Source organism: Pseudomonas sp. S2_H01 (genome assembly GCF_054668305.1).
This window is the reverse complement of sequence record NZ_CP162756.1, coordinates 6,275,402-6,290,185: the sequence shown is the minus strand read 5'-3', so window position 1 is coordinate 6,290,185 and position 14,784 is coordinate 6,275,402. Positions and strand designations below refer to the sequence as shown.

General features: G+C 60.5%; 16 protein-coding genes. 8 read left to right on the top strand and 8 right to left on the bottom strand.

Translation table 11 applies throughout. The features are described 5' to 3' along the window. Positions 1–84: 84 nt before the first annotated feature. The 4 genes from AB4N84_RS28330 to AB4N84_RS28315 all read right to left on the bottom strand — a co-directional run bounded on the left by AB4N84_RS28330 (position 85) and on the right by AB4N84_RS28315 (position 2,449). Complete coding sequence (locus tag AB4N84_RS28330) at positions 85–1,248, bottom strand: EAL domain-containing protein (protein ID WP_460044302.1); 1,164 nt, start codon at positions 1,246–1,248, stop codon at positions 85–87. Positions 1,249–1,404: 156 nt separating this feature from the next. Continuing rightward, the gene (locus tag AB4N84_RS28325; protein WP_074753288.1) at positions 1,405–1,746 is read right to left on the bottom strand and encodes a hypothetical protein; all 342 of its coding nucleotides are present in this window, start codon (positions 1,744–1,746) and stop codon (positions 1,405–1,407) included. After that, a complete protein-coding gene (locus AB4N84_RS28320) occupies positions 1,743–2,129 on the bottom strand; it encodes a phage holin family protein (RefSeq protein ID WP_074753287.1) in 387 nt (128 codons plus the stop codon). The genes AB4N84_RS28325 and AB4N84_RS28320 overlap by 4 nt, the downstream gene beginning before the upstream one ends. A gap of 5 nt (positions 2,130–2,134) precedes the next feature. Next, a complete protein-coding gene (locus AB4N84_RS28315) occupies positions 2,135–2,449 on the bottom strand; it encodes an ElaB/YgaM/YqjD family protein (protein WP_074753286.1) in 315 nt (104 codons plus the stop codon). Positions 2,450–2,806: 357 nt separating this feature from the next. On the opposite strand from AB4N84_RS28315, the gene AB4N84_RS28310 reads away from it, so the two are divergent. The 3 genes from AB4N84_RS28310 (at position 2,807) to AB4N84_RS28300 (ending at position 5,512) form a co-directional block, all read left to right on the top strand. Continuing rightward, positions 2,807–4,015 carry an ammonium transporter gene (locus AB4N84_RS28310; protein WP_460044300.1) on the top strand — a complete coding sequence of 403 codons (1,209 nt, stop codon included), beginning with the start codon at positions 2,807–2,809 and terminating at the stop codon, positions 4,013–4,015. Between the two features lie 138 nt (positions 4,016–4,153). Continuing rightward, positions 4,154–5,239: an acyltransferase family protein gene (locus tag AB4N84_RS28305; RefSeq protein ID WP_460044298.1), complete on the top strand. Its 1,086-nt coding sequence runs from the start codon at positions 4,154–4,156 to the stop codon at positions 5,237–5,239. 36 nt (positions 5,240–5,275) lie between these two features. Then, positions 5,276–5,512, top strand: a complete 237-nt coding sequence (locus tag AB4N84_RS28300) for a glutaredoxin family protein (RefSeq protein ID WP_074753283.1) — start codon at positions 5,276–5,278, stop codon at positions 5,510–5,512. A 27-nt stretch (positions 5,513–5,539) separates the two neighbouring features. Here AB4N84_RS28300 and AB4N84_RS28295 read toward each other — a convergent pair whose 3' ends face one another. Then, positions 5,540–5,806, bottom strand: coding sequence for a hypothetical protein (locus AB4N84_RS28295; protein WP_074753282.1), 267 nt, complete (start codon positions 5,804–5,806; stop codon positions 5,540–5,542). On the opposite strand from AB4N84_RS28295, the gene AB4N84_RS28290 reads away from it, so the two are divergent. Next, positions 5,786–6,064, top strand: coding sequence for a hypothetical protein (locus AB4N84_RS28290; RefSeq protein WP_460044297.1), 279 nt, complete (start codon positions 5,786–5,788; stop codon positions 6,062–6,064). The two genes, AB4N84_RS28295 and AB4N84_RS28290, sit on opposite strands and share 21 nt — an antisense overlap. A 213-nt stretch (positions 6,065–6,277) precedes the next feature. Continuing rightward, the gene (locus tag AB4N84_RS28285) at positions 6,278–7,168 is read left to right on the top strand and encodes a pseudouridine synthase (RefSeq protein ID WP_460044296.1); all 891 of its coding nucleotides are present in this window, start codon (positions 6,278–6,280) and stop codon (positions 7,166–7,168) included. Positions 7,169–7,350: 182 nt separating this feature from the next. Here AB4N84_RS28285 and AB4N84_RS28280 read toward each other — a convergent pair whose 3' ends face one another. After that, positions 7,351–7,986, bottom strand: a complete 636-nt coding sequence (locus AB4N84_RS28280; RefSeq protein WP_460044295.1) for a histidine phosphatase family protein — start codon at positions 7,984–7,986, stop codon at positions 7,351–7,353. 392 nt (positions 7,987–8,378) lie between these two features. On the opposite strand from AB4N84_RS28280, the gene AB4N84_RS28275 reads away from it, so the two are divergent. Next, positions 8,379–9,716 carry a PQQ-dependent sugar dehydrogenase gene (locus tag AB4N84_RS28275; protein WP_460044294.1) on the top strand — a complete coding sequence of 446 codons (1,338 nt, stop codon included), beginning with the start codon at positions 8,379–8,381 and terminating at the stop codon, positions 9,714–9,716. A gap of 479 nt (positions 9,717–10,195) precedes the next feature. On the opposite strand, the gene AB4N84_RS28270 is transcribed toward AB4N84_RS28275, so the two are convergent. Further along, on the bottom strand, positions 10,196–11,230 hold the full coding sequence (locus AB4N84_RS28270) for a LacI family DNA-binding transcriptional regulator (RefSeq protein WP_460044293.1): 1,035 nt from the start codon (positions 11,228–11,230) through the stop codon (positions 10,196–10,198). Positions 11,231–11,464: 234 nt separating this feature from the next. On the opposite strand from AB4N84_RS28270, the gene AB4N84_RS28265 reads away from it, so the two are divergent. Continuing rightward, a complete protein-coding gene (locus AB4N84_RS28265) occupies positions 11,465–12,358 on the top strand; it encodes a DMT family transporter (RefSeq protein ID WP_460044291.1) in 894 nt (297 codons plus the stop codon). A gap of 12 nt (positions 12,359–12,370) precedes the next feature. Here the strand turns inward: AB4N84_RS28265 and AB4N84_RS28260 are convergent, their stop codons facing one another. Further along, a complete protein-coding gene (locus AB4N84_RS28260; protein ID WP_460044289.1) occupies positions 12,371–13,267 on the bottom strand; it encodes a DMT family transporter in 897 nt (298 codons plus the stop codon). A 133-nt stretch (positions 13,268–13,400) separates the two neighbouring features. Here AB4N84_RS28260 and AB4N84_RS28255 point away from each other — a divergent pair, with 133 nt between their 5' ends. Further along, entirely contained in the window at positions 13,401–14,735 is a 1,335-nt protein-coding gene (locus AB4N84_RS28255; protein WP_460044288.1) for an aminotransferase-like domain-containing protein, read from the top strand. The last annotated feature ends 49 nt before the right edge of the window (positions 14,736–14,784 follow it).

Below are 14,784 nucleotides of genomic sequence, written 5' to 3'. Positions count from 1 at the left end.
GCCGGTACTCCATCGGGTGATTACCGGCCTAGCTTCCCGGTTCGTCCGTCGGGCTGCAAGCAGAAGATGGGGCCGAGTGCGGGATTAAAATCCCGCCGCGTCGACGTCGATCAGCAACAGTCGCTGTCCGTTGTCGAAGAACTGCCCAGCGGTGAGGCAGTACTGGTTGCTGGTGGCGTCACGGTAGGTGTTGGACAGCGTCAACCGCCGCTCATGCCAACCCTCTGCAAGCAGATGATAGAAGTAGGGGCGCCACGACCAGTTATGGCCCAGGTAGCGGGTATCGGCCGTCCACGCGCCGTTGCGCCGCTCGACGTTGGGGGTGAGTTGCGTGCCGTGTCGGTCACACTGGTAGAACCGCAGAAGCCAGGGGTACTCCTGAACGTCCGGCAACTCGTCTAAAGGGGCATCGCCCTCGGCCCAGGCTTGCAGGCGCAGCATCAGCTGACTGAGCTGTTTGCGCAGATTCATCAGGCGCTCGCGCTCGACCACTTTCTGCATCACGTAGCGATCGCGCAGTTCGGCGAATCGTTCGACAAACGCATCGGCCGCGAAGAACTCCATTTCTGCCTTGGCGAACAGAAAGCCCTGCACGTAGCGTGAGCCGCACTCCAGTGCGAAGTGGAGTTCGGCCTCGGTTTCGACACCTTCGGCGATGATCCAGCAGCCCGTTTTTTCAGCCATCTGGGCCAAGGCCCTGACCACATCGCTGCTGGGTCCGCCGCGGGCAGCGGCCTGAAACAGGCGCATGTCCAGCTTGAGAATGTCCGGTTGCAATGCGAGGACGCGATCCAGCTGCGAATAACCGGCGCCGAAGTCGTCGATGGCGATGCGCGCCCCGGCTTCACGGTAACGCGCCACGACGTCACTCAAGCGCTGGCTGTCGCCGCCCAGTTCGGTGATTTCGAAGACGATGCGCTGAGGTGGGATGCCATGACGTTGCAACTGTTTGAGGCTTGGCAGCGGTTGGCCGGGGCGCAGACGGCTGATCCAGCGCGGTGAAATATTGAGGCTCAGGAACCAGTCGCCAGGAACCTCATGCAAACGCCCCAGGGCGTTATCCCGAATCAGGCGGTCCAGTCGACGCAACTCGGCAGCGGGGCGTTTGGGGTCTGCGAACAGGGGGCCGACCGACTGCAGGCGGCCGTCATCCTGACGCAGGCGTCCCAACGCTTCTACCCCGGCAATACGGCCTGTGGCGGTATCGATGAACGGCTGAAAGCAAGCTAGCGGTTGCCCATCGATCACATGGCCTCCTCATGAGTGGTTATTGGCTTTGTTGTTCTTGCACAACGTTGCTGCGCGCAGCATTTTCTGACGCGACGACGCGCTTTTGTCCAATGTGAACCATTGGACAAAGGCGCGGGTCAGGTTTGTTTGCAAGAATGCAGCCAAATGGCCAGCTCAGGGACGGCGACCGCGGCTCTGAAGGATGAGTCTAATCAGCGGCATGAGGGTGGCGCTGAGTTTGACCAGTCGCGTGACGCTGCCGGTTCGTTTGCTCCGCGCACCTTTGCCGGTCAGGAAGCCCAGCAGGGAAACGATGCCGACTCCCCACAGCGGCGCGTGTTTGATACCCAGTGAACCGGGGAAGTCGTGGGCCATACCGCGCATACGATGCAGCGGACGCATCAGTTGGGCCGATTCGTGGCGAATCTCCTGGCGATGCATTTCCATGCGCAGGCGAATCAACGCCTTTCGCAGTTCTCGACGATTATGGGTCTGAGGCAATTCAGGCAGGCTCATGGCATCAGTCGCTCGCGGTCGTTGGCCAGTTCTTCCAGCGTCGAATGGAAGGGTGAAGACTCATCGAAAATCGCTGCCTTGAGGCGCATGGCACAAAACAGCGCGGCCAGCGTATAGAACACGCACAAGCCAATGATGCCGGCCAGGCGGTAGCTGTCCCACACCAGAATCAACAACAATGCCGACAGCCCGATGAGCAGCAGAAGGGCGAATACCAACGCCAGCCCGGCGAACAACAACAGGCTGACGGTGCGGGCTTTCTGCTCCTGCAGTTCAATGCCGAACAACTCGACATGGCTGTGCAGCAGGCCCAGGAAGGCCGCACCCAGACGGCGCGGCGACGACGTGTGATCGGTCTCGGATGGACCTGTTCCCGGCGTCATATCAATCAGCGCCTTGTGGCCAGCAGGCCCAGAAGGAACCCGACACCGGCGGCAATGCCGACGGACTGCCACGGGTTGTTCTGAACGTATTCTTCGGTCGCAACGACCGCTTCCTTACCGCGTTCGCGAAGGGTTTCTTCGGCAAGGGCCAGGGTTTCACGGGCGCGCTGCAGGCTTTCATTGATCTGATCGCGCAGGACGTCAGCTTGATCGCCTGCGAGGGAGGCCGTGTGCGCCAGCAGTTTTTCCGTGTCGGCAACCAGTGTCTGGAAGTCTGCCATCAAAATGTCCTGGGCTTTCTCTGCTGTTGGGCGAGCCATGGTGTTCTCCGTTGGGGTGGCGATATGGGATTTCGAGTATGGCGCATTACTGAAGGTTCATTCCAATTCCCGCAACTTGTCTGCATAAGGGCTGGTACAACTTTTGCTGTGGGATGGTGCGCCAGGGAGGCGGCGCGCTCCAAAGAAGAGCGCGCAGTGTCGGCAACGTCGACGAGACGTTGATTCATCACCTTAAAATCGAGAAAACCACTCAGGCGTGCAATTTTTCGATCTGTGGTCGTGCACCAAAGCGGGTGAGCCAACCCTTTCCTTGCTCTGTATTGGTGCTATTTGCGTGCGACGACGGAAGGATTGTTCTGCCTTGGTGCTTTTCATTAATTGCAGGCCTGCCCCTCGATGGAAAATGTCCCAAGTGCGGTGGACACTCTCGTCCATAGCACCAATACCCTGTTCATTCTGATCGGCGCCGTCATGGTTCTGGCCATGCACGCCGGTTTCGCCTTTCTTGAAGTTGGCACCGTTCGGCAAAAGAACCAGGTCAATGCGCTGTCGAAAATCCTCAGTGATTTCGCGGTATCGACCCTGGCGTACTTTTTCATTGGCTACTGGATTTCCTATGGCGTGAGTTTCCTGCAGCCGGCGGCGGTCCTGGCCACTGATCACGGCTACAGCCTCGTCAAGTTCTTCTTCCTGCTGACCTTCGCTGCCGCGATCCCCGCGATCATCTCCGGCGGTATTGCCGAACGGGCGCGTTTCGCCCCGCAATTGTGCGCGACGGTGCTGATCGTGGCGTTTGTCTATCCCTTCTTCGAGGGCATGGTCTGGAATGGCAACTTTGGCCTGCAGTCATGGTTGCGAAACACGTTCGGCGCCAGCTTCCATGACTTCGCAGGCTCCGTGGTGGTGCATGCCATGGGCGGCTGGCTGGCGTTGGCGGCGGTGACCTTGTTGGGGGCGCGCAACGGCCGATATCGCGACGGCAAGCTGGTCGCGTATCCGCCTTCCAGCATTCCCTTTCTCGCCCTCGGGTCATGGATTCTCATTGTCGGCTGGTTCGGGTTCAACGTGATGAGCGCTCAGACACTGGACGGCGTGAGCGGCCTGGTGGCGGTCAACTCGTTGATGGCGATGGTCGGCGGCACGGTGGCGGCCTTGCTCGTCGGTCGCAATGACCCCGGCTTCTTGCACAACGGACCGTTGGCGGGACTGGTGGCGGTCTGCGCAGGATCTGATTTGATGCACCCGGTCGGCGCCCTGGTCACCGGTGTTATCGCGGGAGCCCTGTTCGTCTGGTGTTTCACGGCTGCGCAGGTCCGCTGGAAAATCGACGATGTATTGGGTGTCTGGCCGCTGCATGGGCTCTGTGGTGTGTGGGGTGGTGTTGCCTGCGGCATCTTTGGCCAGACAGCGTTCGGGGGAATCGGCGGGGTCAGTCTGATCAGCCAGCTGATTGGCAGCGCACTGGGCGTACTGATCGCGCTGGCAGGCGGATTCCTTGTCTATGGCGTGATCAAGCTGTGCCTGGGGCTGCGATTAAGTCAGGAGCAGGAGTATTACGGCGCCGACCTGTCGATCCACAAGATCGGTGCCGTCAGCCACGATTGAGGCGTGATGTTGGCGCTTGGCTATGCTTATCCGCGAACGGGTAAGCACGGCCTTGCGCAGCGTAGCGCCGGATGTTTGCCCGTCGACCTTCCTGATTTGTCGCCATCCTGTGGATCGCGTCCGTTGTAGGAGCAGTCGATGGAACGCATTTATTCCCTTCAGGGGCTGAGGGGCGTTGCCGTGTTGGGCGTGGTGCTCTTTCACATGACGGCGGTGGAACACAAATATTCAGGCGGGGACATTTTGTTGCCGCCTTTGCTGGATTTCTTCCAGCTGGGTGTCGATCTGTTCTTTATTGTCAGCGGCTTCGTCATGGTGATCGTCAGCCGCGGGCGGTTCCAGAGCGTGGCCGAGTCGAAGCGTTTTTTGTTCAATCGCGTGTCGCGCATCTACCCGACCTACTGGCTGTATTACGGCCTGACACTGGCCGTGCTGCTGGTGCAGCCGGGCATGGTCAACAGCACCCACGGCTCGTCCAACCTGCTGATGTCATTCCTGTTGCTGCCCAACGATAAAGTGCTGCTGGTGATGGTGGCCTGGTCGCTGCTGTTCGAACTGTGGTTTTACCTGGTGTTCACCGGCCTCATGTGCTTTCGCGAGCGCTCGCTCCCTGCGTTGCTTGTCGGTTGGGCCGCGATGCTGGTGATCTTCAACAGCGTTCAAGACTGGCAGGACTACAGTCCCGCCTTGCAGATCATGCTGCATCCGTATGGGCTTGAGTTCATCGTCGGCGTTGCGCTGGCGTTGCTGTTTTACAGTCGTCTCAGCGCGAGGATTCCGACATCGCTCGTCGGTGCTGCGCTGGTTGCCGCGCTGCTGCCGGGTATTGGACTGATCGGCTATTACCGACTGTTCGACGGCGTGGGAATGCTGCGCATGCTGGCCGTGAGCGCCGTGTTCGGCACGCTGATTCTGGGCTTGGCGGTTTTGGAGCGCCGTAGGCACCTTCGAATGCCTGCTTTTTTGGTCGCCGTGGGCGACATGTCCTACACCGTGTACCTGTCGCACCTGCTGGTGCTGGGGGTGATCGGGCGTGTCTGGCAAATGCTTGGCGCGCGCCCTGACTCGCTGCTGGACAATGTGCTGTTCTCGGCGCTGATGATGACGGCGGTGTTGTGTTATGGCTGGGTCGGTTATCGATGTTTCGAAAAACCGGTGCTGGACCGTTCCAGCGCGTTTTCCAGACGGCGCTTCAGACTCGACGGCATTTCAGGGCAGGCCTAAACTGGCATTCCCGTGTCTTGCTCGAAGGGTCTCGTCATGCCGCCGGAATGCCAACTGTTCAGTACGCTGGGTTGTCACTTGTGCGAAGTCGCAGAGGCCGAGTTGATGCCATTGGTCGAGCATGGACTGTTGGTGGAATTGATCGATATCGCTGAGAGCGAAGCCATGAACGATGCCTATGGCCTGCGCATCCCGGTGTTGCGGCGCACTGACACCGGTGCCGAACTGGACTGGCCGTTCGACACCGGGCAGGTGGTGATGTTTTTGCGTTAGGCCAGAGCAGCCTTGCAGACAGCGGCCTTACAGGTACTGAGTGTCCACGACCATGGCCTTGGCCACGGCTTCTTTCTGCGCTTCGCTCATGCCATCCCAGACGTGCACTTTGGCGTAGTAGCCAAGGCCGGCGACGACGTAGAGGCTCAGGGTGAAGACGATGGACACCGACATGAAGGTCCAGCGACCGACATCGCGCTCTTCGTCAGAGAACGATTGCGAATAGCTGTCTTCGCTCTCGGCAGTGGTACCGGTGGACAGGCGTTTGATCCATTGAAACAGTTGACCGAGCATGGTGAAACCTCAAAGTTTGAAATAGAAAATCTGTCGTGGGCAGTGCAAGACACCGGGTGTCTCGAGTCTTCAGTGCCGACGTTGCAAGTCCGGCGTGGGCGCATGGCGCGCTGTACAAACGCTGAAAACGAAAAAAGCCCGTCGAGGACGGGCTTTCTTTTTATGAGTTCAGGTCTGGCAGGCGTTTTCGAAGTCGACCTTGAAAAAGGTCGTTTACCTTCGGTTTCGCGCCTGCTTGCCGATTTAGAAACATTTTAGAACAAATCAAATCCGCCATCTACCGCTGTCATGTAGATGTCAGACAACTGGTACGCGATTGGCCTGCGACATTTCGTCACGCGCACGCGAAGGGCCTGGAAACACAGGCTCAACGGGGTGAGGGACCTGCCTTGGCCGCGTCGCTCGCACAAGCCCAAGGCGCTGGGTAATAATGCAGCGCTGTCGCGTCTGCCATCCCGATCCGAGTTACCCATGTCCGAACCCGTTTTCACGCCCGCCCACCGTCAGGCCAGCACCCTTTATTTACCGCCGGGACCTTGGCTGACGGTACTCGATTGCCTGTGCGAACGGTTCAATGCGATCCCCCGTGAGCAGTGGCTCGATCGTATTGCCCGGGGCCGCGTGCTGGACGGTGAGGGAAATCCGATTGCAGTGGATCTGGCGTATCGCGAGGGGCTGCGGATTCATTACTTCCGTGAAGTGCCCAACGAAACGGTGATTCCGGTGCAGGAGACGATCCTGTATGCCGACGAACATCTGGTGGTCGCGGACAAGCCGCACTTTTTGCCGGTGACGCCCGCCGGTGAATACGTCGAACAGACCCTGCTGCGGCGTTTGATACGCACGCTCGACAACCCGAACCTGGTGCCGCTGCACCGAATCGATCGGCACACGGCGGGTCTGGTGTTGTTCTCCGCCAACAAGCAAACCCGTCCGGCGTATCAAGCCTTGTTCCCCACCCGCCAGATCGATAAGCGCTACGAGGCCATTGCCCGTGCGCTGCCCGAACTTGAATTCCCGCGGGTGCACAAAACCCGACTGGTCGATGGCGAACCGTTCTTCCGCATGCAGGAAGGGGAAGGGCAGAGCAACACCGAAACCCGGATCGAAGTGTGCGAGAAAAACGGCGAACTGTGGCGCTATGGTCTTTACCCGGTGACCGGCAAGAAGCATCAACTGCGGGTGCACATGGCGGCGCTCGGAGCGGGCATCTGTAACGACCCGTTCTATCCCGAGGTGATCAAGGACGCGGTGGATGATTACGACAAACCGTTGAAGCTCTTGGCCCAAGGCTTGCGCTTTGTCGATCCGGTCAGCGGCCAGGAGCGGTTTTTTGAGAGCCGGATCACGCTGGATTGGTGAAAGGTGTTCGTGCATGTCATGGAACATTCGCGAAGCGGTTTTTCTTCAGGCACTCAGCATCTGTGGGAGTGAGCGTGCTCACGAAGAAGCCAGTCCATCATCCCTGCTGAACGCCCGACCATCAGTCTGCCTGAGCACATTCACTCCCACCGTTAAGTGCTCGGTCCTGCCCATCATTCAGCTCACTGACAGCGAAGGCCCTCTGCCGCCAGGCTGACCCGCATCCAGGCAAACCTGCCGCCGCGAATCACCAGCACCTGATCCTGAGGAATCTCCAGCAAGGGGACCTCGGCGTCGGGCACCTCAGTCAACAACGCCAGGCAGCTTCGTAGCACGCCCGCATGGGCCACCAATACGGTGTCGCGCTGCAGCGCCTTGAGCAGGTTGCCGACGCGTTCAAACACGTGTGGATAGTTTTCACCGTCTTTGGGAATGAAATTCAGCGGGTCGGCCTGACGCGCCTCGAAGCGTTCAGGCTGACGCTCGGCGATTTGTTGCCAGTCCATGCCTTCCCACTCACCAAAATTGATTTCAATCAGGCGGTCGTCAGTGCGGTAGTCCGCCGCATCAAGGCCCAGTTGCCGACGAACGATTTCCATGGTCTGGCGGGTTCTGCTCAACGGGCTGGCGATGAAGTCCACTGACGCATTCACGGGTAACAGCCACTTCAGGCAAGTCCCTGAAACCACGGCCTGACCCTGGCCGACCTCATTAAGTGGGATGTCCCGGCGACCTTGCAGCAGGCGCCTGGCGTTCCAGTCGGTTTCACCGTGGCGGATCAGGTAGAGCGTTGGAGCATTGGGGTCGTTGATGTCCATCAAAAATTCCGGTTATGAAAACGGTCTGTGCGTGCTTGTCCAGCACTGCGTGAACTCTTAACGCAAATTGTCTTGGCAACGTTAATAAATAATAGAAATGGTAAAAATCCACAGGGCTAATCGTGTTGCGTAGGCTCGTCTCGCTGATGCTGAGCGAACTGCGCGCAGAACTCGGTCCTGCGCCTGGCCTGGTGAGCGGATACGAGCGTGCCGGGTGGGTTGCGCATGAAGCGTTGAACCGATGCCTCGACGACACGGTCGGTAGATTCGTGCCTGAAAAACAAATCTGATGTGTGCCCCGCACGCTGTTTGACGTCAGGCGACATGGCCATACTTCGAAAGACGTTGATTTTTAAACACTGGCCCACGGATGGCCGTCGCGAGGTTACAAGATGATTGTGTTGCGCCGATGTGCACTGCTGATGACCGCTGCTGCGTTGCTCAGCGCCTGTGGTGAGTCTTCCAAGTTGCCTTTTCAGGCCGGTGTTGGTCCCAAGCCGCAATTGCCCGAGCCTGTCAGCTCTGTCATCCCGACCTTGAAAGTGTCCAAGGCGGTAGGCTGGAGCGGGAGCGAGACGCCGAAAGCGCCCGACGGTTTCAAGGTCCAGGCGCTGGCGGACAATCTTCAGCACCCGCGCTGGCTGTACAGCCTGCCGAACGGCGACGTGCTGGTGGCCGAAAGCAACACGCCGCCCAAGCCTGAAGGTGTCACCGATGGCGGGACGGGGTTGATGGCCTGGGTCAAGCGCACGGCGTCGGGCATTGTGATGAGCCGCGTCGGTGCTGAAGCCCCGAGTGCCAATCGCATCACGATCCTTCGTGACGCTGATGGCGATGGCAAGGCCGAGGTGCACAAGGTGTTCGTCAGCGGACTCATGTCGCCCTTCGGCATGGCGCTGATCGGTAACGAGCTGTTTATTGCCAACGCCGATGCGATCGTCAAGGTGCCTTACACGGACGGCCAGACCGAGATCAGCGCGACGCCGGTAAAGGTCACTGATCTGCCGGCGGGCCTGAACCATCACTGGACCAAAAACATCGTGGCCAACCGTGACGGCTCCAAGCTGTATGTCACCGTGGGTTCCAACAGCAATGTCGGTGAAAACGGCCTTGAGGCGGAAGAAGGTCGGGCGGCCATTTGGGAGGTCGACGTCAAGAGCGGGCAGAAACGCCTGTTCGCCAGCGGCCTGCGCAACCCTAACGGGCTGATCTGGAAGCCAGGCAGCGATGAACTGTGGACGGTGGTCAACGAGCGCGACGAAATCGGCAGTGACCTGGTGCCTGATTACCTTACGTCGGTGAAAGACGGGGCGTTTTATGGGTGGCCGTGGAGCTATTACGGCAACCACGTCGACAGCCGCGTGCAGCCGCCGCGTCCTGAAATGGTCGCCAAAGCCATCGCCCCGGATTACGCGCTGGGCACCCATGTTGCCCCGTTGGGCCTGACCTACTCCGACGCCCGCGGTATGCCACACAACTTTGCCGAGGGTGTGTTCGTCGGCGAGCACGGCTCGTGGAACCGCAATCCGCAGGCGGGTTACAAGGTGGTGTTCATTGGCTTCAAGGACGGCCAGCCATCAGGGATGCCGGTGGATTTCCTGACCGGGTTCCTGAATGCCGACGGCGACGCGCAAGGCCGGCCGGTAGGCGTGATCCTCGACAAGCAAGGTTCGTTGTTGGTGGCCGACGATGTGGGGAACCGGGTCTGGCGTGTGAGCCGTAGTCGGTAGGAGAGGCTTCGGGATGCCAGGTGTTTGATGTTGGGCGGTGGTCGTCACCTGGCGTGCCATCGATCTGCGGAGTAAGGGCAGCGAAGTCGGCGACCGCGGTGTATCTGGAGCGTCGATGCGGCTGGCTTTACTGCCGCTGCGCGCCAGATCGCGGCCGTCGTAACCTCCGACTGCTCCCACGCCCTCCGGGCAGAAGCGGGACTGCGGTCTGCCCCCACGCCCTCCGGGCAGAAGCGAGTTGCGATAACCGCTGGGTCGCGATCTGACGGTCTACCGTCTGTTATTGATCTGGCCGGAGGCCGTAGCAACTGTCTTCCTCACGCCACATGTACAGCCTCTTCTGGAGGCTTTGATTCTGCCCGCAGGGCGTAGGAGCGCGCTTGCCCGCGATCTGGCGCGCAGCGACAGTAAATCCAGTAGACGCGGTCAGTCTGATACATCGCGCTAGATGATTTCAGGACCGCTGCCAGGCTAACGCGTCAGGTGCTCTCTCTGGCCAGGATTTCGTACCCCGTCACCACCACCGCTGAAGGCCGCGGCAGGCCTTCGCGGCGGGCGTTGGCGCCTGCCAGCAGCAGCTCTCCCGCACGACGGCCGATGTCATAAGGGTCAACGGCAATCGTGGTGATGCTCGGCGTGCAATAGCGTGAAACTTCGAAGTCGCCGAATCCGGCCACGGCTATGTCACGCGGCACGTTCAGGCCTCGGCGATGGCATTCCATGATCGCGCCGAACGCTGAGAGATCGCTCACGCACATCACGGCATCCGTGTCGGGCCATTTCTCAAACAGCAATGCCACAGATTCGCCGCCATGACTCATGGTGATCGGCGATTCCCCATGTTCGATGATCCGCGGTTCCAGCCCCAGGGCGGTCAGGGCGGTCAGGTAGCCCCGCTGGCGCTGTTGGCCGCGATGGTCGAGCATCGAAGCGCCGCCGATGAACGCGATGCGCCGATACCCCTTGTCGTGCAGATGACGAACCATGGTCGCGGCGGCGTCGGCGTTGGAAAAACCCACGGACTGTTCGATAGGGTCGTCGGGCACGTCCCAGGTTTCGACCACCGGGACCTGCGCCTGGCGCAGCATTTGCCGGGTGCTGTCCAGGTGCGAACTGCCCGTGAGCATCACCCCCAGCGGACGGTGCCGCAGCAAGGTGCGGACCAGCAGCGCTTCCTGTTCAAGGTGGTAATCGGTGTCGCCGAGCAACAGGCACAAGCCCTGTTTGCTAACCACGTCGTTGAGGCCGCGCACGGTGTCGGCAAAGTTGGAACTGACCAGCGAGGGCACCAGCGCGACGACGAACTCGGAGCGTCCGCTCGACAGCATCCCGGCCGAGGCGTCCGGCAAGTAGCCGAGGCTATCGATCGCTGCTTGCACCCGTTGAGTCGTCGAGGGCGACACATCCCGCCCGGCCAGCACCCGCGACACGGTCATTTTGGAGACGCCCGCCAGTTTGGCGACATCGGCCATTCGCGGCACGGCGCCGGATTTTTCGGGTTCCTTGACACTCATATCGTGTGGCGACTTCCTGAAGGGGACGGGCGAGGGCGGGCAATCGAGCGCACGCGGAGGCGATTATATAGGCTGAAATTGACCGCCGGGTCGCTGCTGCGCATCTGGCGCGCGTTTTCAGACTACCCGAGGTGGCGCAAACCCGGCAGTTTAGGCTGCGCATTGGACGCGGTGCCTGCTTGTGGTGTACTCCGCCCGGTGTTCCCGTCTTTCACTCCATCCCCGGTTGGCCCGATGAATTCGTCTACCCGTTCCCACCGTCATGTCATCGGTATGTGGTTGATGGCCAGCGTAGCGCTGGCGTTTGCCAGTCACGATACGGTGTCCAAAGTCCTGATTCTTGCGCTTCCCGTGATATTCGTGGCGTGGGCGCGCTACCTGATTCACACCGTGCTGGTGACCAGTGTCATCCTCCGGAACCGGGCGAAGAGTGGCGACAAAAACGTCTTTCACACCCAACGTCCCTGGCTGCATCTGCTCAGAGCGGTGGTGCTGCTGGCCGACAGCCTGACCTTTTTATTTGGCCTCACCCATGTGCCGTTGGCGGAGTCGACAGCACTGGTGTTTCTCGCGCCGGCCTTCGTCACGCTCCTGTCGCCCTTGCTGTTCGGCATCAAGGCGGATCGCTTGCAGTGGTTGTCGGTGATCGTGGGCTTTGTCGGCGTGCTCGTGGTGATCAACCCGACGGGGGATGGCTTCTCGCTGTGGATGTTATTTCCGCTGGCAACGGCGTTCTTCTTCGCCCTGTATCAACTGTTGACGCAGCTGGCGAGCGAGTCTGACAGCCCGTGGGTGTGCAGCTTTTACGTGGGCGTGTTCAGCACTGCGTTGCTGAGCCTGGTCGTGCCCTTTTACTGGGTGTCGCCCAGTGCATCGCAATGGGTGCTGCTGTTGATTCTGGGTGGCATGGGGCTGTCGGCGCACTTTTTGATTTCCAAGGCCTACCAGTACGCGTCGTCCTCCTTGCTTGCTCCGCTGGGTTACTTGCAGATCGTTTTCGCGACCGGGTACGGCATGGTGTTTTTCGACAGTTATCCGGTCATGTCGTCGGTGTTCGGCATGGTGCTGATCTGTTTGAGCGGTTTGCTGGTGTACATCAAGCGCGCATCGAACGCCCTGGCGAACTGAGTCCGCTCAGGCTCAGCGGGAAAACCGGCGTGCACCCGCCACACACAGGATCACCGCGACGGTCACTGCCAACATGCCAGGGCTGACCTGCTCGTGCAGCAGGGTTGCGGCCAGGGCCAGTCCGAAAAACGGTTGCAGCAATTGAAGCTGGCCGACGGCGGCGGTACCGCCCTGCACCAGACCCCGGTACCAGAACACAAACCCGATCAGCATGCTGAACAGCGACACGTAACCCAGGCTGAGCCAGGCAGGCAGCGAAATGTGCGAAAGCGAAGGGGGCGCGGTGAACTCCATCAGGATCAGCATGACCGGCAATGACAGCACCAGTGCCCAGCAGATCACTTGCCATCCGCCCAGTGTCTTCGAGAGCTTCGCACCCTCGGCGTAGCCCAGGCCGCACACCAGGATCGCCAGCAGCATCAACAGATCGCCAACCGGCGAGGCCGTCAGCCCCTGCGAGACGGCAAAGCCCACCACCACCGTACTGCCCAGTGTCGAAAACACCCAGAACACCGGCCTCGGACGTTCGCCACCCCGCAACACGGCAAAGGTCGCCGTGGCCAACGGCAGCAGGCCGACAAAGACGATCGAGTGCGCCGAAGTCACGTATTGCAGTGCCAATGCGGTCAGCAGGGGAAAGCCGACCACCACGCCCAGAGCGACGATAAACAAGGGCAGCAGCTGTGAGCGCGCGGGGCGTTTCTGTTTCAGCAGCAGTAGCACGCACAACGCCACGACGCCTGCAATGGAGGCTCGGGCCACCGTCAGAAAGACCGGCGCGAACTCCAGCACGGCGATGCGGGTTGCGGGCAGTGAACCACTGAAGATGATCACGCCGATCAGTCCGTTGAGCCATCCACTCGATGTCTTTTCAATGTTGCGCTGCTGCAGGTTCGATGCCTGTTCCATGTGCGACGGACTCGATAATGACCGGCACGCAAGCCGCGATGACTATCGCGTTCGGTGACGCGGTCGGTTGTGTGGGATCAATCCTAGGGTGCAGAATCATGACAATCAAAAAATTGTCATGGATACATCGCCCGTGCCCCGTGCTCGTTACAAACTCATCGTCGACCGCTTCGCAAGCGAGATCGCGTCCGGTGCGCTGCCGCCCGGTACGCGTTTGCCCACGCACCGTCAGCTGGCTGAAGAGCAGGGCCTGGCGCTGGTGACGGCCTCCAGGGTCTACGCGGAACTTGAGGCGATGGGCCTGATCAGCGGTGAAACCGGGCGAGGAACATTCGTCCGGGAAATCGCCCTGCCGCTCAGCCATGGCGTTGATCAACAGGCCACGACCGCCGGCATGCTGGACCTCAACTTCAACTACCCGGCGTTGCCCGGGCAGGCAGAGTTGCTGCGTGGCGGCTTGCGGCAGTTGGCGTTGTCGGGGGATCTTGAGGCCTTGTTGCGTTATCAGCCGCACGCCGGACGAGGGCATGAGCGCGCGTGCATCGCCCGGCACCTGGCCGATCGTGGGCTGACGGTCGAGCCAGAGGAATTGCTCATCGTCAGTGGCGCGCAGCACGGCCTGGCCACCGTGGTGATGGCGTTGCTGAAGCCGGGGGATGTGGTGGCGGTCGATGCGCTGACGTATTCCGGTTTCAAGGTCATCGCCGAGGCGTATCGGCTGGAGCTGGTCCCGATTCCGCTGACCGGGCATGGCCCTGATCTGGAGGGACTGGAGAGGCTGTGTCACAAGCGACGAATCAAGGCCGTCTACACGATGCCGACTTTGCACAATCCCATGGGGTGGGTGATGGATGGGCCGTGGCGCCAACGTCTGGTCGACATCGCGCGGACTCATGGCTTGATGCTCATCGAAGACGCCGCTTACGCCTTTCTCGCCGACGGGGCGCCTGCACCCTTGAGGGCGTTGGCGCCGGAACTGACGGTTTACGTATCGGGTTTCTCCAAGAACATCGCCACTGGATTGCGGGTGGGTTACGTGGTTGCGCCGCTGCAGTGGGTGCCTGCCATGGAGCGCGCCATCAGGGCGACCACCTGGAACACACCGGGCGTCATGACGGCGCTGGTCTGCGGCTGGATCGAAGACGGCACGGTCGCCAGGCTGGAGGCGCAGAAACGCGTCGATGCCCGGCACCGCCAGACGCTGGCCGCGAAGGCCCTGGCGGGGCTGCAAATGATCAGCCATCCGTCTTCGTATTTTCTGTGGCTGCCCTTGCCGGAGGAGGTACGTGCCGATCAGGTGGCCGTCGCGCTGCTGTCGGAGAATATCGCCGTGTCCACCGCCGAGCCGTTCGCGGTTTCCACGCCGGTGCCCCATGCGATTCGTCTCGCGCTGGGCTCTCTCGAACCGGGCGCCTTAGTGCAGGCGCTGCATAAAGTTCGCCAAGTCATCGGCAACTTTGCCTGGTGAGTTAGTCTGTATAAGCATATTGAAAAGTTGCTTTATTCAGGAAAACGTA

What these genes read in the sequence shown, in the direction of transcription:
- AB4N84_RS28295 (WP_074753282.1), bottom strand. Translation starts at nt 5,806, where the DNA reads ATGCTCGGTCAACTGTTTCAATGGATCAAACGCCTGTCCACCGGTACC.
- AB4N84_RS28275 (WP_460044294.1), top strand. Translation starts at nt 8,379, where the DNA reads ATGATTGTGTTGCGCCGATGTGCACTGCTGATGACCGCTGCTGCGTTG.
- AB4N84_RS28315 (WP_074753286.1), bottom strand. Translation starts at nt 2,449, where the DNA reads ATGGCTCGCCCAACAGCAGAGAAAGCCCAGGACATTTTGATGGCAGAC.
- AB4N84_RS28310 (WP_460044300.1), top strand. Translation starts at nt 2,807, where the DNA reads ATGGAAAATGTCCCAAGTGCGGTGGACACTCTCGTCCATAGCACCAAT.
- AB4N84_RS28260 (WP_460044289.1), bottom strand. Translation starts at nt 13,267, where the DNA reads ATGGAACAGGCATCGAACCTGCAGCAGCGCAACATTGAAAAGACATCG.
- AB4N84_RS28305 (WP_460044298.1), top strand. Translation starts at nt 4,154, where the DNA reads ATGGAACGCATTTATTCCCTTCAGGGGCTGAGGGGCGTTGCCGTGTTG.
- AB4N84_RS28285 (WP_460044296.1), top strand. Translation starts at nt 6,278, where the DNA reads ATGTCCGAACCCGTTTTCACGCCCGCCCACCGTCAGGCCAGCACCCTT.
- AB4N84_RS28265 (WP_460044291.1), top strand. Translation starts at nt 11,465, where the DNA reads ATGAATTCGTCTACCCGTTCCCACCGTCATGTCATCGGTATGTGGTTG.
- AB4N84_RS28270 (WP_460044293.1), bottom strand. Translation starts at nt 11,230, where the DNA reads ATGAGTGTCAAGGAACCCGAAAAATCCGGCGCCGTGCCGCGAATGGCC.
- AB4N84_RS28320 (WP_074753287.1), bottom strand. Translation starts at nt 2,129, where the DNA reads ATGACGCCGGGAACAGGTCCATCCGAGACCGATCACACGTCGTCGCCG.
- AB4N84_RS28300 (WP_074753283.1), top strand. Translation starts at nt 5,276, where the DNA reads ATGCCGCCGGAATGCCAACTGTTCAGTACGCTGGGTTGTCACTTGTGC.
- AB4N84_RS28280 (WP_460044295.1), bottom strand. Translation starts at nt 7,986, where the DNA reads ATGGACATCAACGACCCCAATGCTCCAACGCTCTACCTGATCCGCCAC.
- AB4N84_RS28325 (WP_074753288.1), bottom strand. Translation starts at nt 1,746, where the DNA reads ATGAGCCTGCCTGAATTGCCTCAGACCCATAATCGTCGAGAACTGCGA.